The organism is Ralstonia sp. 24A2 (assembly GCF_051783885.1).
Taxonomy (GTDB): Bacteria; Pseudomonadota; Gammaproteobacteria; order Burkholderiales; family Burkholderiaceae; genus Ralstonia.
In genome coordinates this window covers 960,587-979,601 of the sequence record NZ_JBPVZD010000002.1, presented here as the reverse complement: position 1 = coordinate 979,601, position 19,015 = coordinate 960,587, and the positions used below count along the sequence as shown (strand labels likewise).

The 19,015-nt window shown below is 65.8% G+C and carries 18 protein-coding genes; 7 read left to right on the top strand and 11 right to left on the bottom strand.

From position 1 onward, the window contains the following. Positions 1–1,524: an aldehyde dehydrogenase family protein gene (locus ACS13N_RS09410; RefSeq protein ID WP_438931421.1), complete on the bottom strand. Its 1,524-nt coding sequence runs from the start codon at positions 1,522–1,524 to the stop codon at positions 1–3. Positions 1,525–1,792: 268 nt separating this feature from the next. Here ACS13N_RS09410 and ACS13N_RS09405 point away from each other — a divergent pair, with 268 nt between their 5' ends. From ACS13N_RS09405 to ACS13N_RS09395, 3 genes are all read left to right on the top strand, one after another. After that, positions 1,793–3,238: a PAS domain-containing protein gene (locus ACS13N_RS09405; protein WP_438931420.1), complete on the top strand. Its 1,446-nt coding sequence runs from the start codon at positions 1,793–1,795 to the stop codon at positions 3,236–3,238. A 198-nt stretch (positions 3,239–3,436) separates the two neighbouring features. Further along, on the top strand, positions 3,437–4,516 hold the full coding sequence (locus ACS13N_RS09400; RefSeq protein WP_438931419.1) for a DMT family transporter: 1,080 nt from the start codon (positions 3,437–3,439) through the stop codon (positions 4,514–4,516). After that, complete coding sequence (locus ACS13N_RS09395) at positions 4,513–4,815, top strand: hypothetical protein (RefSeq protein ID WP_438931418.1); 303 nt, start codon at positions 4,513–4,515, stop codon at positions 4,813–4,815. Before ACS13N_RS09400 ends, ACS13N_RS09395 begins: the two co-directional genes overlap by 4 nt. Before the next feature lie 178 nt (positions 4,816–4,993). Here the strand turns inward: ACS13N_RS09395 and ACS13N_RS09390 are convergent, their stop codons facing one another. The 7 genes from ACS13N_RS09390 to ACS13N_RS09360 all read right to left on the bottom strand — a co-directional run bounded on the left by ACS13N_RS09390 (position 4,994) and on the right by ACS13N_RS09360 (position 12,461). After that, positions 4,994–7,108, bottom strand: coding sequence for a phosphocholine-specific phospholipase C (locus ACS13N_RS09390; protein ID WP_438931417.1), 2,115 nt, complete (start codon positions 7,106–7,108; stop codon positions 4,994–4,996). Between the two features lie 74 nt (positions 7,109–7,182). Next, the gene (locus tag ACS13N_RS09385) at positions 7,183–7,416 is read right to left on the bottom strand and encodes a hypothetical protein (RefSeq protein WP_438931416.1); all 234 of its coding nucleotides are present in this window, start codon (positions 7,414–7,416) and stop codon (positions 7,183–7,185) included. Positions 7,417–7,547: 131 nt separating this feature from the next. After that, on the bottom strand, positions 7,548–8,738 hold the full coding sequence (locus ACS13N_RS09380; RefSeq protein WP_438931415.1) for a VanZ family protein: 1,191 nt from the start codon (positions 8,736–8,738) through the stop codon (positions 7,548–7,550). 89 nt (positions 8,739–8,827) lie between these two features. Then, the gene (locus tag ACS13N_RS09375) at positions 8,828–9,484 is read right to left on the bottom strand and encodes an ABC-type transport auxiliary lipoprotein family protein (RefSeq protein ID WP_438931414.1); all 657 of its coding nucleotides are present in this window, start codon (positions 9,482–9,484) and stop codon (positions 8,828–8,830) included. A gap of 9 nt (positions 9,485–9,493) precedes the next feature. Continuing rightward, a complete protein-coding gene (locus ACS13N_RS09370; RefSeq protein ID WP_438931413.1) occupies positions 9,494–10,465 on the bottom strand; it encodes an MlaD family protein in 972 nt (323 codons plus the stop codon). Next, complete coding sequence (locus ACS13N_RS09365) at positions 10,465–11,340, bottom strand: ABC transporter ATP-binding protein (RefSeq protein ID WP_438931412.1); 876 nt, start codon at positions 11,338–11,340, stop codon at positions 10,465–10,467. Before ACS13N_RS09365 ends, ACS13N_RS09370 begins: the two co-directional genes overlap by 1 nt. Then, entirely contained in the window at positions 11,337–12,461 is a 1,125-nt protein-coding gene (locus tag ACS13N_RS09360; RefSeq protein ID WP_438931411.1) for an MlaE family ABC transporter permease, read from the bottom strand. Before ACS13N_RS09360 ends, ACS13N_RS09365 begins: the two co-directional genes overlap by 4 nt. Positions 12,462–12,648: 187 nt before the next feature. On the opposite strand from ACS13N_RS09360, the gene ACS13N_RS09355 reads away from it, so the two are divergent. The 3 genes from ACS13N_RS09355 to ACS13N_RS09345 all read left to right on the top strand — a co-directional run bounded on the left by ACS13N_RS09355 (position 12,649) and on the right by ACS13N_RS09345 (position 15,240). After that, on the top strand, positions 12,649–13,521 hold the full coding sequence (locus ACS13N_RS09355) for a biotin--[acetyl-CoA-carboxylase] ligase (RefSeq protein WP_438931410.1): 873 nt from the start codon (positions 12,649–12,651) through the stop codon (positions 13,519–13,521). Further along, entirely contained in the window at positions 13,518–14,384 is an 867-nt protein-coding gene (locus tag ACS13N_RS09350; RefSeq protein WP_438931409.1) for a type III pantothenate kinase, read from the top strand. The genes ACS13N_RS09355 and ACS13N_RS09350 overlap by 4 nt, the downstream gene beginning before the upstream one ends. Before the next feature lie 91 nt (positions 14,385–14,475). After that, positions 14,476–15,240: an SPOR domain-containing protein gene (locus tag ACS13N_RS09345; protein WP_438931408.1), complete on the top strand. Its 765-nt coding sequence runs from the start codon at positions 14,476–14,478 to the stop codon at positions 15,238–15,240. 4 nt (positions 15,241–15,244) lie between these two features. Here the strand turns inward: ACS13N_RS09345 and rfaE2 are convergent, their stop codons facing one another. Beyond that, the gene (rfaE2, locus tag ACS13N_RS09340; protein WP_438931407.1) at positions 15,245–15,742 is read right to left on the bottom strand and encodes a D-glycero-beta-D-manno-heptose 1-phosphate adenylyltransferase; all 498 of its coding nucleotides are present in this window, start codon (positions 15,740–15,742) and stop codon (positions 15,245–15,247) included. Positions 15,743–15,828: 86 nt separating this feature from the next. Continuing rightward, positions 15,829–16,689: a ferritin gene (locus ACS13N_RS09335; protein WP_104655572.1), complete on the bottom strand. Its 861-nt coding sequence runs from the start codon at positions 16,687–16,689 to the stop codon at positions 15,829–15,831. Positions 16,690–17,127: 438 nt separating this feature from the next. Between ACS13N_RS09335 and ACS13N_RS09330 the strand changes: the two genes are divergently transcribed. Beyond that, positions 17,128–17,823, top strand: coding sequence for a glutathione peroxidase (locus ACS13N_RS09330; protein WP_438931406.1), 696 nt, complete (start codon positions 17,128–17,130; stop codon positions 17,821–17,823). A gap of 4 nt (positions 17,824–17,827) precedes the next feature. Here ACS13N_RS09330 and ACS13N_RS09325 read toward each other — a convergent pair whose 3' ends face one another. Continuing rightward, entirely contained in the window at positions 17,828–19,012 is a 1,185-nt protein-coding gene (locus ACS13N_RS09325; protein ID WP_438931405.1) for a patatin-like phospholipase family protein, read from the bottom strand. Positions 19,013–19,015: the final 3 nt, after the last annotated feature.

The window sequence follows — 19,015 nt, the reverse complement described above, 5'->3', positions numbered from 1 at the left end:
TTACTCAGCGTCCGTGCCAAACCAGCCCATCGGGGCCGGTGCGAGGTTGATGTAGCTGTGTTTGAGTTCGGTGTACTCGTCCAGACCGCCGCGGCCCAGTTCGCGGCCAATGCCGCTGGCCTTGTAGCCGCCCCACGGGGCCTCGGGGAAGTACGGGTGATAGTCGTTGGCCCACACGGTGCCGAAGCGCAGTGCGCGCGTCACACGGTTGGCGCGGTTCAGGTCTTGCGTCCACACGGCGCCGGCCAGGCCGTATGGCGTGTTGTTGGCGCGGCGCACGGCTTCGTCTTCGGTGGAGAAGCGCTCGATGGTCAGTGCCGGGCCGAAGATCTCTTCAGTAGCGATCTTCATGTCGTCACGCACGTTGGCAAGCACGGTCGGCTCCAGCCAGAAGCCACGCTCGAATTCCTTGCCTTCCGGTGCCTTGCCGCCACAGCGCAGCACCGCGCCTTCCTGCACGCCGGCCTGGATCATGTTGATGATCTTCTGGCGCTGGAATGCAGATTGCACCGGACCCATCTGCGTGCCTTCGGCAAAGCCGTTGCCCACGCGGATGCGCTTCACGCGCTCGACCAGCGCGTCGACAAAGCGGTCATGGATGCCGTCTTGCAGCATCAGGCGCGAACCGGCTGAGCACACTTGCCCTGCGTGGAAGAACGCCGCGTTGACGGCGTAGTCGACAGCGGTATCGAAGTCCGCGTCATCAAAGATGATGTTCGGGTTCTTACCGCCCAGCTCCAGGCCGATCTTCTTGAAGTTGCCGATGGCCGCGTTCATGACGGCCGCGCCAGCGACTGCCCCGCCCGTGAACGAAACCAGATCCACGTCCAGGTTGCGAGACAGCTCAGCACCGGCTTCGCCCGCACCGGTGATCAAGTTGAACACGCCCGGCGGCAGACCGATCTCTTCCAGCAACTGCGTAAAGCGATGCGTGGTCAGCGGCGTCAGGTTGCTCGGCTTGATGATGACTGTGTTGCCCGCGCCCAGCGCCGGCGCGATCTTCCACGCGGCTTGCAGCAGCGGGTAGTTCCACGGCGTGATCAGGCCGCACACGCCCACCGGCTCGCGCAGCGTGCGGCTGATGACGGTGTCCGGCGCTTCGTTGATGAGGCCCGATTCCGTGGCGACCAGCCCCGCGAAGTAGCGGAAGGTAGCGGCGATGCCATCCATGTCCCAGCGGCTTTCGATGAGTGTCTTGCCGGTGTTCAGCGATTCGAGCGTCGCGAGGTTTTCAGCGTCGGCGTCGATGGCGTCAGCAATGCGGTTGAGCAGGCGTGCGCGCTCGCGCGTGCCGGTGTTGCGCCACGGGCCTTCCTCGAACGCGCGACGGGCAGCGGCAATGGCGCGCTGTGCGTCGGCCACGGACGCATCGGCGGCCTGCGTCAGAACGTTTTCGGTGGCGGGATCGACGATGTCGCGGTACACGCCGCCTTCGGGCTGCACCCACTGGCCGTCGATATACAGATCAAGACGGGGAGCCAGCGTGGTGGAACGGAAATCGGTGGAAAGGGAAGCTTGCGTCATATCCAGTAGCCCTGTTGATGGCTGGCGCACAAAGAAGACGGCGCCCGAAATGCCGACACCGTAGCGCCTGAACAGGCGGGACTTGGTGCGGCGACCCAGAAATTCACTGTTGGTGTTTTTATTTACCTTTAGAGAATTATGGACTAGTCTAGGAAAAATTAGTTGCCTCCGGCCAATCGTTAAGACCTAATAAAATAGAAATTTGATAGTTTTTCGCTATTTTCTAGGCGTTATACTGTCGTGAATCACTCTCAGTAAATCCCGCTCCATGACCGCTGCTTCACTCCCGCCGTCTGACGGCCCGCTCGATGACGACAGCTTTGCCGGCCGCCTCAAAGGCGTGCTGACGCGCGGCCGCATCCAGCTCAAGCAGGTGGCGGCGGCGCTGGGGGTGTCGCCCTCGGCGGTACACAAGTGGACGCGCGGCGGCGAGATCGAATACGCCAACTTGCTGGCACTGGCGCGCTTCCTGAACGTGAACTGGCTGTGGCTGCGCTACGGCGACCGCGCCCTGGCCGACCTGGAAGCCAACCTGAACACCGACACCCGCGCCCGTGAAGGCCGTCAGAAGCACCTGGCCGCCATCATGGAAAGCGAGGCGCGCATGACCTTCGCGCAGGAAATCTCCGGCGTGGTCACGTGGGAGTGGAACCTGCTGACGGATGCGGTGGCGTACTCACCGAATGCCGCGCGCCTGTTCGGCCGGCCGATCCGTACGCTGGAAGACTTCTGGCAGTGCGTCGCCCCCGAAGACGCGCCGGGCGTGCAGGCCGCGATCGCGCAGAACCTGGCCGACGGCGGGGTCTACGCGCATGAATTCCGCATCCGCCCGGCACCGGATGTGGTGCGCTGGATTGTGTCGCGCGCCACACTCGTGCGGGATGCGCAGGACCGCCCGGTCAAGATGATCGGCCTGAGCCTGGACATCACGGAACGCCGCACGGCTGAGGCCGCGTTGCGCGACTCGGAAGCGCTGCTCGCCAAGGCGCAGCAGATCGCCCGCCTGGGGAGCTGGGTCTGGGAACCCGGCAGCGACGCCTGCCGCTGGACAGACGAGGCCTACCGCATCTTCGGCTGGGTGCCGCAGGCCACGCCGGTGACGATGGCGCGCTACCTGGAAGCCATCGTTCCCGCCGATCGCGCCCGCGTGCAGGCCGTGCTGGACCAGGCCGTGGCCACACGGCAGCCGTATCGCGTGGAATACACCATCGCCCTGCCCGACGGCACGCGCCGCCATATCCACGAGGAAGGCGAAGCGCAGGAGCCAACGGCTGCCACGCCCACCATGATCGGCGCGGCGCAGGACGTGACCGCAGAGGTGGAAGCGCAAGCCGCCTTCCGCGACAGCGAAGCCAAGCTGCGCACGCTGTTTGAGCAGGCGCCAGTCGGCATCGCGCAGGTGAGCCTGGAGGGCCGCTGCCTGCGTGCCAACCCATGGCTGTGCAAGCTGCTGGGCCAGTCCGAAGCGGCGCTGCAGCAGCGCACGCTGCTCGATCTCACGCACCGAGATGACCTTGCGCGCCACCTGCGCCAGTACGGGGAGTTGCTCGCTGGCACGGTGCCGACCTATGCGCTCTCGCTGCAATTGGTACGCGGCGATGGCTCAGCCGTACCGGTGCGCGTGACCACGTCACTGGCGCGCGACCCTGCCACCGAGGCACCGCTGCACCTCATCACCGTGATGGATCTAGTGCCCGAGGCAGGTGCTTCCTAACGCACCACCGTCACTTGACGTTGCATACGTCAACTTCTGACAAACCCGTCAATCGTTGCGACTGATTTTCCGGCAAGCCTGGAGGGCCGGCTTAGACTCACCCAGAAATACCTTCAGTTAATTTTTGCACCTCCAGTAACTTTCGCGCTACCCGCATGATGCATCGCGGGCACGGCGCACAGAACAAGGAGACCGGTTTTGGCTTCATCCTCCGCCGCCCGCGCGGCACATCATCGACGTACGCTGCAGTGGGGCTACCGCTGGGCGCTATGGGCCGCCATCCTGTGGGGCGCCTGGTACGTGCCGGGCACGGCCGTCTGGCATGAATCGCCGTTCGGTGCGCTGGACCTCTCCGATCCGCGCGTCTTCTTGACCTGCGCGGCCGTCATCACGGCATTCCATAGCTGCATGGTGGTGCTGTTCCAGTGGGTGTGGCTCGGCACGCTCGGCAAGCTGGGCGACTACTTCCGCACCATCGGCCAGTTCCGCAAGATCTCGCGCTGGTACTTCATTGCGGCAGTGGCTGGCGGGCTGATGGCCAACTTCGGCTCGTACTTGGCGATGGGCTACGTGGGCGCGGTGTTCGCGGCGGTAGCAGGCCTGCTGTATCCGGTGGTGGGCGCGACGATGGCCAAGCTTTGGTACAACGAGCGCATCAGCGCGCGGGCAGCGGTGGGCATCGCCATCATCATCCTCGGCGGCGTGGCGATCTACGCGCCAGCGCTGATGGCCGAATCGCACAGCGGCGGCAACCAGTGGATCGGTTACCTGGGCGGCGCCATGGCCGCCATCGGCTGGGGGCTGGAAGGCGCGATCGTCGGCCGCGCGATGGACGTGACCGACCCCGACTGCGGCGTCTCCATCCGCTACACCGCCGAGGCCATCTACTGGGTCGTCCTCATCCTGCCGGCCATCGCGCTGTTTGCACACGTGCCGGTGCCCGTCACAACCATCGTCTCCGGCATCGTGCACAGCAAGGCGCTGCTGTGGCTGGCGGTGGGCGGCCTCACCTTCTCGTTCTGCGCGGTGGCCTGGTACAAGTCCTTCCCGCTGATCGGTGTGGGGCGCGGGCAGGCGCTGGGGGCGTTCTACGCGATGTTCGCCACGATCTTCACCGCCGTCTTCACGCTGCAATTTCCGGAGTGGTACTTCCTGATCGGGCTGGCGCTGGTGATCTTCGGTGGCTTTGTGATGGTGTCGGAAAGCTCGGAAAACCTCGAGGTCATTCGCGGCACGACACCCGCCATCCCCGCAACGACAACGGAGACGCACGCATGAAACTGCACACGAAGGGCTACATCCTGCAACTGCTGGCCGAGAGCGATGGCCTGTGGGACAGCGACATCGCCCATCGCACCTGCATCGAATATGGCAAACCCGAAGACGAGTACTGGACAGGCAACATCCGCGCCATTCTGGCCGACCTGTATTCCGGAGGCCTGGTGCAGACGCCCGAAGACACGCTGGACGAAGCCACCGGCAAGATGCACTTCCGCTATGTCATCACCGAGTTTGGCCGCCGGCGCATGGCGGATACCGGCCTGATCGACGTCGAACCGAAGGAGACCACGCAATGACGAACTACTGGGGCTATCCATTTGCCGACGTGCTGGCGATCGCGATGATCGTCGGGTTGAGCGCGTTGGCACTGTATCAGGCACGCACGTACACGCGGCAACTCTGACGCTGCGCATCAAGGAAATAAAAACGGCCCGCTGACAGTCACGTCAGCGGGCCGTTTTGCTTGGGTACCGCTTATGTGCCCAGTGCCGGGTCTGACACGCTCGGGCGGTCCGTCTCCACGTGGCCGGCCAGGCGGCGCTGGAAGCCGGCATCGGTGCTGGCCGTAACCGTCAGGTCGTACCAGGCGTGCTGGCCGCGCAGGTCCAGGTACAACGAAGCATCGTCCCCGCCACGCACTTCGCGCTGCACGCTCTCGCCCGTGTAGGCGTTCTTGATCGTGAAGGTCGTGTGTGCACGGCCATGGTTGATCAGGCGCAGTTCCAGGTTACCGTTGGCCACGTCGTAGCCTTCCTTCACTTCCAGCGCACGGCGGCCATGCGGATGCAGCAGGCCCGACAGCGTGAGCTTGCCGACAAAGCGACGCAGGAAGCCGTTGGGGCCGTGCACCGTGAAGTCGTACGCACCGCCGGCACCCACGGGCAGTTTGTCCGACAGGCGCTTGCCGGCTTCCACCGTGTAGGTGCGCGGTGCATCCATGCTGCCGGTGGTGTAGACAAGGAAGGCCGCGCCCACGTCGCCCGTGTTGACGAAATCAAGCTGGAACTTGGCAGTGGCCTCGTCGTTGCGGCCGCGCACGAACAGCTCGTACGGCAACGCACGCGCCGGACGCACACCGCTTTCCTGCTTGGGCACGGCCTGCAGCAGCGGCGGCAGCGGGATGTAGTCGGCGTGGCGCAGCTTGTCCTTCGGCACATAGGCCGCCGTGCTCGGCAGCGCGGGCACCACCTCGTTGGGCGTGGCGAAGTTGAACGCCGAGGTCAGATCACCACACACCGCACGGCGCCACTTCGAGATGTTCGGCGACTTGACGTTGTGCGTGCGCGCGTAGCGCTGCTCGATGAAGCGGATGATCGACGTGTGGTCGAACGTTTCCGAGCAAACGAAGCCGCCTTTGGACCACGGCGACACCACCAGCATCGGCACCCGCACGCCCAGGCCATAGCTGCCGGCGCCGTACTTGCTGTTGCCTGGGAAGTACTCGCCCGTGGTGTCGACGGTCGACAGGCCGTTGCTGCCCGCGTTGCCGGATGCGGCAAACGGCGGCACGAGGTGGTCGAAGAAGCCGTCGTTCTCGTCGTAGGTGACGAACACCGCGGTCTTGCTCCACACCTCGGGGTTGGAGGTCAGGATCTGCAGGACCTGGTCGATGTACCACGCGCCGTAGTTGGCCGGCCAGTTCGGGTGCTCGGAGAAGGCCTCCGGTGCGGCGATCCACGACACCTGCGGCAGCGTGCCGTTCTGCACGTCGCGCTTGAGGATGTCGAAGTAGCCATCGCCGGCCGACACGTTGGTGCCGGTGCGTGCCTTGTCGTACAGCGGGGTGCCCGGCTGCGCGTTCTGGTACTGGTGGAAGTACAGCAGCGCGTTGTCGCCGTAGTTGCCGATGTAGGCGTCGCTCGTCCAGCCCCACGAGCCGGCGGCGTTCAGGCCGGTGCCGATGTCCTGGTAGATCTTCCACGAGATGCCGGCGGCTTCGAGCACTTCCGGATAGGTGGACCAGCCGTAGCCGGCTTCGGCGTTGTCGATCACCGGGCCGCCGCCGACGTTGTCGTTGCCGACGTAGCCGGTCCACATGTAGTAGCGGTTCGGGTCAGTCGAGGTGGGCGTGGAGCAGTGGTAGGCGTCGCAGATGGTGAAGGCGTCGGCCAGCGCGTAGTGGAACGGAATGTCCTGGCGTGTCAGGTAGGCCATCGTGGTGGTGCCCTTGTGCGGGACCCAGCCGTCGTAGCGGCCGCCGTTGACGGCAGCGTGCGTGTCGTTCCAGCCGTGCGGCAGGTCTTGCAGGAACTGCAGGCCCAGGTCCGGCGCGCTCGGGCGGAATGGCAGCACCTCGCCCACGGCACCGACCAGCGGCTGGTGCCACACGCTCTTGCCGGTGGGCAGCGTGACGGTGCGCGTATCGCCATACCCGCGCACGCCCTTGAGCGTGCCGAAGTAGTGGTCGAACGAGCGGTTTTCCTGCATGAGGATCACGATGTGCTGCACGTCCTCGATATTGCGGTGCGCGTTATGGGCGGGAATCGCCAGTGCCTGGCGGATGCCTTCGGGCACCGCGCCCATGGCTGCGGATGCAGCAGCCAATTGGGCGGCGGAACGGAGAAAACCACGGCGGCTCTTGGAGGTCATGTTCTCTACCTGTTGTCTGTGTTGGGGGTTGGGGGGGGGGAACAACACGGGGCAGCGTCTGACTGATCGGGGCGTCAGTCGACGGTATGCATCACGGGTGGCGCCAGGCCATCGCGCGGCATGGTGGGCAAGGCGGCGGCAGCCTGCTGGGAAGATGGGGATGGTGACAACGTGGAAACCGGCGCCCGTACCACGGCGGGCACATGCGGATCAGCGGCATCGCAGCCAGCCAGCACAACGGCGAATGCCGCCGCAGCCAGCATCGCTGGGCGGACGAACGGTCGACTGACAACGCGGCTCGCACACATGGATGACCTCCAGATGACACCGGCGGCCTATGCATGCAGCGCGCGCCTGTCACTCAACAGGCGCTAAGGTAGAAAGGAATCGTGTCGGCCACGTGACGGCGGCGCACGCCATCACGTAAGCGGATGCGGGGTCAGTCTGAGGGCCGGTTGGCGCGCCGTTCCAGCTGGGTCTGCTCGGCCCGCCAGGCAAGATAGCCGAGGCCGAGGAACGGCCACAGCCAGCCGATCCATTGCGACAGGCTGTTGAAATGGACGAAGCGCCCAAGCCGCCAGCTTTGCGCCGACACCCACGAGTACGGGCTCGGCGGCAACACGTTCGACAAGAGAATCAGCGCGATCAGCAGCGTCATTGCCAGCGCGCCGCGCAGCCAGCGCGGCAGACGTACCAGCAGCACCAGCACCAGCGAGCCCACCACCAGCCCGAAGCGCGCGCCGGATGAGAGCCAATCCCACGCACCGGCCAGCGGAAACTGCAGCAGCGTCGCCCCGGCCTTCACCAGCAACGCGCTCGCCAGCAGCGCTGCCAGCAGGCGCAACAACGGCGCACCGCGGCGCATGGCCACTGTTGCCAGCAGCCCAGTGCCGACCCAGCTACAAGCGGTGATGAGGGCTTCCAGCAATTCCTGGCGCTGCAGCGCCTCGGGGTGCGCTTGCAGCCGGTCATGCCAGTCGAACAACTCCGGAAACCAGCTGTTGATGATGCTGGTCAGGAACGCATCCGGCGACGGGTCCAGCACGATGCTGCGGATCACCCCGCCCATGCTGAAGAGGAATTCCTGCGGAAAGATCTGCGCGAACGGCCACAGCAGCAGCAGCAGGATCGCAAAGGTGGCATGCGGCTCGAACCAGCGGCGGCGCAGTCGGCGCAGCCCACCCCGGTCGATCAGCCGTGCCGAGAACGGCACCATGACGATCGCCCCCAGCAGCGCGCCCAGCGTATTGGTCGCCAGATCCACGTTGGACGACACGCGCGTCGGCAGGTATGTCTGGATGGCCTCCATCGCGCCCGAGAGCAGCAGCCCGGCCACCAGCGCGATCAGCACCGCGCGCCAGCCCGTGATGCGCGGATGCAGCGCCAGCACCGTGAGCATGCCCAGCGGCATGTAGCCCCACACGTTGGTGACCACGTCGAAGACGGTGTTGTAGCGCGGCAGCGGCGCGGTCAGATACGCAAACGGCGAGACACCCGTGTCCGTCCAGCCCGCGAACGGATACAGGCTTGCATAGACCACCAGGAAGACGAAACAGGCCAGCCCGGCGCGTGCGAGCGGCGAGTGACGATGCGGGGTAGGCGTGGAAGGTTGTGTGTGGAGGTCCGGCACCGGCGGAAGCTGCAGTCAAACTGGGGCGCAATACCCATGATACCGTCCGACGCCATCGGACGCGGACGGTTCCCGCTTCCGGTGGAGGGTCAGCGCGGGCGCGCGGCCGGCTGCGACGCCGCGGTCGGATTGCGGGCCGCCAGCGGCAACCCCGCCACCCAGTCCAGCACCTCGTCGATGGCGCGGTCGGATGCCTGCGTGAGCGCCGCCACGCCGCCTGCCGCATCGGCGCTCGGGGCGGGTGCATCGGCCTGCACCACCCGCTGGTCGACCACGTCGCGCGACCTGAACACCGTCGCCCGCAGGCGCACCACCCCCCGGCTCGCGCCCGGCTGGTCGAACACCTGCGAGAAGTCGACCAGTTCGACACGCAGCATCGGCACGTCCTGCCCGGCGTAGCCGACCACCTGGCCGCGTGCGGCTGCCGCGTTGCGCAGGCGTGCGTCGAACAGGTTCACGGGGGACTCCACCCAACGGCTGTTGGCATAGGCGTCGGTGCGCTGGCCCTGCGCGTAGGCCAAGCGGTAGTAAATGGCGTTGCCGTCCATCCAGCCGGGGCCGGCCACCTCGGCCACCCGCAGCGCGGTCGGCAGGCGCGTGCCGCTGCCTGCGCTGGGGGCGAGGCCAAAATCGTAAAGCGCAGTCGGCGCGACCGGCGCGCTGGAACAGGCAGCCAGCGCCACCACGGCGGACAGTGCAAGCGCGCGGCTGAGTGTGTGACGCAGAACAGCAGACAACATCGGCATGGATTCTCCTCAGGGCTGGCGGGCAGCGGGCGCCGTGAAACCGGTCTCACCGGGGCCGGGCGAGCCGGGTGCCGGGCCAAACAGCACGCTCTGCGGTCGGGCATTGAAGCTCGTCACGGCATTGTCGAAGCCGCGCACGGCCTGGCGGGCCTCACGCGCGAAGCCATTGAGCTGCGGCAGCGTCTCGTAGGTCAGCACATTGGCAGCCGACTGCATCGACTGCGTGGCAGTGGCCAGGTCCGAGCCCGCGCCGGAAATCGTCGTCAGCAGCGGCCCCTTGGGGTCGGACAGCGCCTGCGACAACTTGCGCGTGGACGTGATCGTCGCATCCAGGTTGTCGGCAATCTGCGGCAACTTGCGCACGGTCGGCTCGGCCTGCTGCGCGAGCGTGCTATAGGCATCCATCGTCTTCTGGAACGACTGCATCGTGTTGGTGAGCTGCTGGCGGTGCTCGTCGTCAAACATGATCGACAGCGAGCTGAGCGTCTGGTCGAGCTTGGAGAGCATCTGGTCGCCGCGCTTGTCCAGTTCATCCAGGAAGCCCGCTTCCATGCGGATGCGCGCCGGCTCCTTGGCCGAGGTGGCGAGGTGCTCGGGGTTGGGTGTGCGCTTGCTGCTGCCGTTACCCTGATCGAAACCGCGATCGTCCAGCTGCACGTAGGCAAGACCGGTCACGCCCTGGTAGGCCAGCCGGCCGTAGGTGGTGGTGGTGATGGGCGCATCCTTGTCGACCAGCACGCGCACCACGATCTGCCCGGGCACCTTGTCGTCAAAGCGGATGCTGTCGACCTTGCCGACATCCAGGCCGCGGTACTTCACGGCGGCCTGCGGGTTCAGCCCGTTGACCGTCGAGCGGGTGACCACGTCGTACGGCAGGCGCACGGTCTGGTCTCGGTTGAACCACGTCACGGCGAGCGCAACAAAGATCACCAGCCCGATCGTGAACAGCCCGGCCAGAAATGCGTGGGCTTTGTTTTCCATCAATCCTCCTGCGTCGAAAGCGAGGCGGCGGCCACCGCTTCCGTCATCTCAGGGCCCAATGCCATCAGGGCCCGCTTGCCCCGCTCACCCAGGAAGTACTCCTTGATGAACGGGTGGTCGATCTGGATGATCTGCTCCACCGGCTTGGCCGCCAGCACCTTGCGATCGGCCAGCACGGCAATGCGGTCGGACAGCGCCACCAGCGTGTCCAGGTCATGCGTCACCATCACCACGGTCAGGCCCAGTTCCTGGCGCAGCTCGCGGATGAGGGCGACGTAGTCGTCAGAAGCGCGCGGGTCCAGGCCGGCGGTGGGCTCATCCAGGAAGACGAGTTCCGGCTCCAGCGACAACGCCCGCGCCAGCGCCACGCGCTTGATCATGCCGCCGGACAGGTCCGACGGCATCTTGTCGGCGTCGGTGGACTTGAGCCCCACCATCTGCAGCTTGAGCATGGCCACGCGCACGATGAAGGCATCGGGCAGCGTACGCAACTCGCGCATCGGCAATGCCACGTTGTCGATCACCGACAGCGCCGAAAACAGTGCGCCATGTTGAAACTGCATGCCCCAGCGGTTGCGCATCGACTGCAGATCGTTGCCGATCTGGCAGGTCAACTCTTCGCCAAAGATGTGGATGGTGCCCGAGGTGGGCTTCTCCAGCCCGACCACCTGGCGCAGCAGCGTGGTCTTGCCGCTGCCCGAGCCGCCCACGATGGAGAGCACCTCGCCACGAAAGACATCCAGGTCGATGTTGTCGAGCACCGTCGTGTTGCCGTAGCGCTTGGTGACGCTGCGCACCTGGATCACACGCTCGCGCGCGGGCGTGAGAGGCGGCGCGACCGGGTGATCAAGCTGAGGATGGCGTATCCGCGTCATATCCCGACGTCCTTGAAGAGGATGGCGAACACCGCGTCGGCCAAGATCACGATGGTGATCGACACCACCACCGAGGTGGTCGTGCCCTCGCCCAGGCTCTGCGTGTTCGGCTGGATGCGCAGGCCAAAGTGGCACGCCACCAGAGCGATCAGCATGCCAAACACCACGCCCTTGCCAAGGCCGAGCCACAGGTTGGCCACCGGCACCGCATCGGGCAGCGAGGTGATGAAATAGGTTGGGCTGATATCGAGCTGGAACTTGGCTGCCAGAATGCCCCCGGCCAAGGCGAGCAGGTCCGTCCACGCCACCAGCAGCGGCATGGCAATCGCCAGTGCAATCACCTTGGGCAGGATTAGCCGGAAACCGTGCGAGATCCCCATCACGCGCATGGCGTCGAGCTCTTCGGTCACCCGCATCACCCCGATCTGCGCGGTGATGGCCGAACCCGAGCGCCCTGCTACCAGAATGGCCGCCAGTACCGGCCCCAGCTCGCGGATGATGGCCATGCCCAGGATGTTGACGATGAAGATGCTGGCCCCGAACACCCGCAACTGATTGGCCGACAGGTAACTCAACACGATACCGATCAGGAAACCCACCAGCGCCGTGATGCCCAGCGCCTTGTAGCCGGTGCTGTAGATATTGGCCGAGATCTCGCGCCACGGGCCGAGATGCGGCGCGCGCAGGAACCGCCCGAAGTCGAACATCAACTGGCCGACCATGGCGATGCCGTCGCGGGCGTGGTCGAAGAAATCGAACATGCCATTGCCCAGGATCACCACCGGGTTGATGCGCGGCGCCAGGCGTTTTTTCCAGCCGCCCGGATCGAGCTTGGCGACGCGGTCAATCATGCGGCGCTGGTCAGGGCGGGCGTCGAGGTGTTCAGGCCATTCGTTGCCCCAGGCGCGCCAGAGGAGCTGCGCGCCAAAGTGATCGATGCGACCAACTTCAGTCAGGCACCACGCGTTGGCGTTGTCCAGCCCGGCGCGAATCTGCTGGCGCGCGCTGCGCACGCCGGCCCGCTCGGCCAATGCGAGCGTGGTCCAGTCGCCGGAGAGGAAGGCGACGGACTTCCCATCGACAACGCGAACCTCAAGCTGGGGCGTACGGCAGGTGATCAAACGGGTTCTCCGGGGGTCGGGTGATGCCGGGTGATGCTGAGTATCGGTCGAATTGTAGCCAACACGCCGCCCGACACTGTCACACTGTGGGTCTCATGCGCCGCTCGGTGCAAGCGCCGGGCCCCAGTTTGGAGGCCCCGCTCGTACAATGCGCCCATTCCCTGCGCGAATCTGATCGCCCTTTTTCATGTCTCTTGCCGAACCCTCCGCGCGCTGGCGCCTCACGCGCGAACGCATCCAGCCCAGCGGCCCGGCTGCCGACTGGCCGGTCGAGGTGGTCGAGGCCACCGGCTCCACCAGCGCCGACCTGATGGCTGCCGTGCGCAACACCGCCTGGCCTGCCAAGGCCGCTGGCCCAGGGCAGGCGCCGCTCCTGTCTGCCCGCGTGCTGGCCGCCCAGCGCCAGACCGCCGGGCGTGGCCGACAGGGCCGTCCATGGGATGGCGACCACGGTCTGACCTTCTCCATCGCCTGCGCCTTTGCCGGTGAGCCAGCGCTGCTCGGCGGCCTGAGCCTCGCCGTGGGCGTTGCGGTGGCCGATGCCGTGGCAGCCTACGCCGAAACGCATGGCGGCAGCGCACAGGCTCTGGCACTCAAATGGCCGAACGATGTGCAGATCGCCGGGCGCAAGTTGGCCGGCATCCTGATCGAGACCGTACGCGCCGCACCCGGGCAGACCTGGGCGGTGATCGGCATCGGCCTGAACCTGGAGCGCCCGTACGTGCTGGAAGGTACGCTGGGCCGCGAACTGTCGGGGGTGGAAGAACTGGTGGACGCGCCTGAACCGAACGGGGTGTTCTCCGCATTGCTCACGTCGCTGGGCGAACACCTGCAACGCTTCGGCGCGCAAGGCCTCGCGCCCTTCGTTGCGCCGTTTGCCGCACGCGATGCGTTTGCCGGCGAGCGCGTACGCCTGTGGCAGGACGGTACCGTCGTACTCGAAGGCGTGGCGCACGGCATCGATGCGCAAGGGCGACTGGCGATCGAATCGGGCGGGCGCGTGCAATGGATCCACAGCGGCGAGGTCTCGCTGCGCAGTGCAGACGCGGAGCGGCCATGACACGCCTGAAGGCCCCGCACTCGGCGCCCGCGCGGCCGCTGTTGCTGGTCGACGCCGGGAACACGCGCATCAAGTGGGCGTGGATTGCCAGCGATGTCGATGCCCTGCCCGTGGAGCCCGGCGATACGCCCTGGCAGCACGCCGGCGCCCGCTCGCACGATCAGCTTGCAGAACTCGTTGAAGACTGGCGCGATTGCCACGCCCTGGGCGTCGCGCCGCCTGAAGTGTGGATCAGCGCGGTGGCCGGCCCTGCACTGCGCGACGCACTCACCGCACGCATCGCCCGCGTGTTCGACGGCGCGCGCGTACGCATTGCCACATCGGAAGCCGCGACAGCTGGCCTGCGCAATGGTTATCGCGAACCTACGCAACTCGGCACCGACCGCTGGGTGGGCGCGGTGGGCGCGCGCAGCCTGTGGCCCGACACCGCCCTGCTGCTGGTAACGGCCGGCACCGCCACCACGCTCGACATCGTCGCACCCGATGGCCTGTTTGCCGGCGGCCTGATCCTGCCCGGCATCACGCTGATGATGCGTGCGCTCTCGCGCAACACGGCCCAACTGCCGGAAGTGGACATCAGCTACCTCAGTGCGCGCGATGCGGTTGCACCGCCGTGGGCCGACAACACGCAGGACGCCATCGCCCTGGGCTGCGTCACGGCCCAGGCCGGTGCGATCGCGCAGACGTGGCAGACGCTGCAATCGCAATATCCCGGCCCGGCACGCTGCGTGCTGAGCGGCGGTGCGCGTGCTGCCCTCGCTCCGCATCTGCGCATGCCGTTCCAGATGCACGATAATCTCGTGTTGCTTGGCCTACAGGTGCTGGCGCGCGCGAACCGGGAAGGTGCGGCGACTCTGGCGTAAAGGCCCAGCCCACCGTTTTCGTATTACCGTTGTTGCTGTCGCCGTGTTCCTGCATTCTGAGCCACCGTCCGAATCCACCTCCGTCCGCACCATGACGCTTCGCCTCGCCTTGCTGCTCTTGCTGCTCGTCAACGGCGTTTTGCTGGCGGCCAATACTGGCGTGTTCGGGCAGAACGTGCCCTCGACTTGGTTCGAGAGCGAGCGCGAACCCGAACGCATGCAACGCCAGATCCGTACCGAAGGGATTCGCATTCTTGAGCCGGCACCCGCTGCTGGCGTTGCGGCGCCCCAGGGCGCGCCAGCGTCATCGCCCGCAGCAGCCGGCGCCTCGACGAACACCAGGGCCAGCATCGAACGCACTACGCTTGCCGCAGACACGGCCGGCAATTGCACCGAACTCGGCGGGCTGACAGACGCTCAGGCCACACGTGGCCTCGATCAACTCAAGCAGATGCCGGGCGTACAGGTCGAGCGCATCACGCGCCAGGAAGACAACCGCTGGTGGGTCCACATGCCCGCCCGCGACACGCGTGATGACGCCGAGCGCAAGGTGGCCGAGCTCAAGCGCCGCAACGTGGCCGATTCAGCCATCGTGCAGGAAGGCAATACGTTCGTGGTATCGCTGGGCCTGTTCCGCGACAAGGAGCGCGCGCAGCAGCTTCTGGATGAGCTGCGCGCCAAGGACGTACGCACTGCCGTGGTCACGCAAACGCGCCGGCTCGGCGCGCAGACATCGCTGCGCGTGACCGCCACCGCTGATGCGGCCTCGGGTGTCACCGCCCAATTGGCCACCCTCAAGAAGACACTCGGCGCCGAAGACCTGCACGCTTGCGCGGCAGTCACGGCAGCACGCTAAAACCTCAGGACGTCGCGCGCACGCGCTTGAGCAGCGCAGTGGTCGAGCGGTCGTGCTCGAACGGAATCGCCAGTGCAGTCCCACCCCAGCCCCGCACCACGCGCGTTTCCTCCAACGCATCGACGTTGTAATCGCCGCCCTTGACGTAGATGTCGGGGCGCACGCGTTCAATCAGCGCGACCGGCGTGCGTTCGGCAAACAGCACCACCAGGCTTACCGATTCCAGCGCAGCCAGCACGGCCAGACGGTCATCCTGCGTGTTGAGCGGGCGATCGTCGCCCTTGCCCAGCATGCGCACGGAGGCATCGGTATTCACCCCCACCACCATCGATGCCCCCAGCGCGCGTGCCTGTGCCAGGTACGTCGCATGGCCGCGATGCAGGATGTCGAACACCCCATTGGTGAAGACGATCGGGCGCGGCAAAGCGCGCACACGGGCCTCCACGTCGGCGACATCGCAGATCTTCTGTTCAAAGGCGGGTGCGGGCTGGCGAGCAGTCATGGCGCAAACAAAATCGGAGTGGAAAACAAAACGGCCCATCGAATCGATGGGCCGCTGGCGCAGTTGGCACAGGCGAGTGACAAGGATCAGGCCGCTTGTTCCGCGCCGGCCGAGCCGAGCAGGCGTGCGTTCAGTTCCTTGCGGTAGCGGTTCAGGTCTTGCACGGTTTCGAAGGTGCGCTCGAACAGCAGACCCATGTTGTGCAGGATGCGCTCGATGACCTTCTTTTCCCAGCCAGCGTCGAACTTGATCTGCTCGTCCAGCCAGTGCTCCAGCCAATCCGGGTTCGGCAGGCGCGACTGCACCGTGTCTTGCGGGAACAGTGCCTTGTTCACGTGCAGGTTGGTCGGGTGCAGCGGCTTTTCGGTGCGACGGGCCGAGGCCATCAGTACGCCGATCTTGGCGAACGCGCTGCGGGCGTTATCGCCGAACGTGCCCAGGTACTTCTTCATGTAGCGCAGGTAGGCGCCGCCGTGGCGGGCTTCGTCCTGCGACAGGTGCTTGTAGATCGACTTGATGACCGGCTCGGTGTGCCATTCGGAGGCACGGCGGTACCAGTGGTTCAGGCGGATCTCGCCGCAGAAGTGCAGCATCAGCGTTTCCAGCGGCGGGGCCGGGTCGAACTCGAAGCGCACGTTGTGCAGCTCTTCTTCGGTCGGCACGAGATCCGGGCGGAAGCGGCGCAGGTACTCCATCAGCACCAGCGAGTGCTTCTGCTCTTCAAAGAACCACACGCTCATGAACGCCGAAAAATCGGAGTCGTGGCGGTTATCGCGCAGGAACATCTCGGTGGCCGGCAGAGCGGACCACTCGGTGATGGCGTTCATCTTGATGGTCTGCGCTTGCGCGTCGGTCAGCAGCGACGCATCGAACGTGTCCCACGGAATATCCTTTTCCATATTCCAGCGGACCGCTTCCAACGACTTGAACAATTCGGGATAGAGCATGGTAAGCCTTTGAATTTGCAGGCGGATTCTAGCAGACATGCTTGACCGGCCCCGGTTTTTCATGGTTACCGGGGCAAAGAACGGTGTCTGCCCGTTTCCTCATCACAACAGGCCTGCCGGTGCCACGCGTGCAACGTGGCTTGGCGACCCCCTTGATACGCCGGGTTGTAGCGCATCGCCTCGCGGTGTGCCGCGATGTGATCGGCGGCCGTCTGGCGACCATCGGGCCGTCGTCTTCTGTGGGGCGGGCCCGTTCGTCACCTCGGGCGCCGGGCGTGCCCTCCAGTATAGGAAGCGTTGCGGCCCAGATGAGAGACAAGCAACGATTGGCGTGCAATGCGCAAAGCACTTTTGGTGCGGCACGACCCCGGGGCGTTATACCCTAGACTGAAGACAAATCATGTATTGCCGCTGACTGCCGGCTTTCGGAGGCTCGCCATGTTGTTTTCCGCCATCGCGCTCACGTCCCACCGGCGCCTGCACCCGCACGCGTCCGGCGTGCTGCGCCGGCACCACCTGCTGATCGTTGCGATCGCCATCGTCATCGCCATTATTGCCCTGCTGCTGCCGCGCACCGGGCACGCTGCAACGGCGGTGCCCACGGTGTCCGCCGCTCAGCCGCCGGCTACCGCCGCGTCGGGCAGTTGCCCGGCCAGCCTGAATTTCCGCGTCAAGCGGTTGCAGGACGACGCGCCACAAGACCTCTGCCAATACGCCGGCCGCGTGGTGCTGGTGGTCAATACCGCCAGCTACTGCGGCTACACGTATCAATATGAAGGGCTGGAAGCGCTCTATGCAAAGTACCGCGACAAGGGGCTGACGGTGCTCGGCTTCCCGTCCAATGATTTCGAGCAGGAACCGGGCAATAGCAAGCAGATCGCCAGTTTTTGCTACAACACTTACGGCGTGAAATTCCCGATGTTCTCGAAGACTGCGGTGGTGGGCCCAAGCGCATCGCCGCTCTATACGTGGCTGGCCACGCAGACGAAGCAGCCGCCCAAGTGGAACTTCCACAAGTACCTGCTGGACCGCAGCGGCCGCGTGGTGGCGGTGTATCCGAGCAAGGTTGAGCCGGGCGATCCGACGATCACCAAGCGCATCGACGCGCTCTTGGCGGAACCGGCACCTCACTGATGGTTCAGGCGGCACGCATAGTGTCGGGCACCACGCCGTAGAGGAACGCGGCCAGTTCATCGCGACGCGCCTCGACATCGCGCTCGCCCAGGTCGATCAGTTCCTGCGTGTATTCCGGCTCGAACAACAGATAGCTGGCGAACGCCGCACCGCGCGCTTCGGTACCACCCAGCGGCTTGAGCAGCGCGCGCACCGTGCTCGGCAGGCGCTGCACGTGGCGCGAGGCAATCAGCTCGATGCGCTCGGACGGCGCCATCACCAGCACCTCGATCTTGCGCCAGCCATCGCGCGCGTCGGAAATCTCGGGGTTGCGGCTCACCATCGCGTTGATGTGCTGCAACCGTTCGATGTCGGCTGACAGCCCATCGAGAAAGATGCTCGCCAGTGCCTGCCCGGCGATCTGCGCCAACGACGGATAGCCGGATGCCGGCACCGTGTCATACCACCCCGGCTGCGAACGCGAGGCCGCCCCCACCACCAGGATGCGATTCGCCCCCAGATGAATGGCCGGGCTCAGCGGCGACATCTGCCGCATCGTGCCGTCGCCGAACCACTCGTCGTTACCTTCGAGCTGCAAGGGCTGCGCGGGGAAGATGAATGGGATACTCGACGAGGCCAGCATGTGCGACACGCCAATCTGATCAGCCACCGCAATCCGCTGCGAGCGCCGCCACGGCAATACCACGTGCGGCGACTGATAGAAAGTGACGTGGCGCCCGGTCGTGTACGACAGCGCGGTGATGGCCAATGCGCGCAACGCGCCGGCGTCGAAGGCGGCCTGCACCTGCTCGCCATCGTGCTGCGACTCCAGCAGTTCACGCAGCGGCGTGTTGTCGAACAGCGCGCGTGGCGTGTGGCCGGTCAACCAACCGAATGCCAGCGCAGTCAGCCAGCGTGTGCCGCTGGCGCCGACGCGACCGACATCGGTGCGATAGACGCGATCCGCGTGCAAGTTTGCCCAGAGTTGGGTGAGCGCCTCGGTGGCCTGCGTGAAATCCTGCGCACCGCGCGCCATGCCCAGACTGTTGATGGCCCCGGCCGAGGTGCCGCAGATCACGTCGAACGGCGCACGCGCCACGCCCGGTGCGTACTCGCGCGCCAGCCGTGCAATGCCGCGCAGCACGCCCACCTGATAGGCGGCGCGTGCGCCGCCGCCCATCATCAACAGCGCGGTGCTATCGATCGACATCGA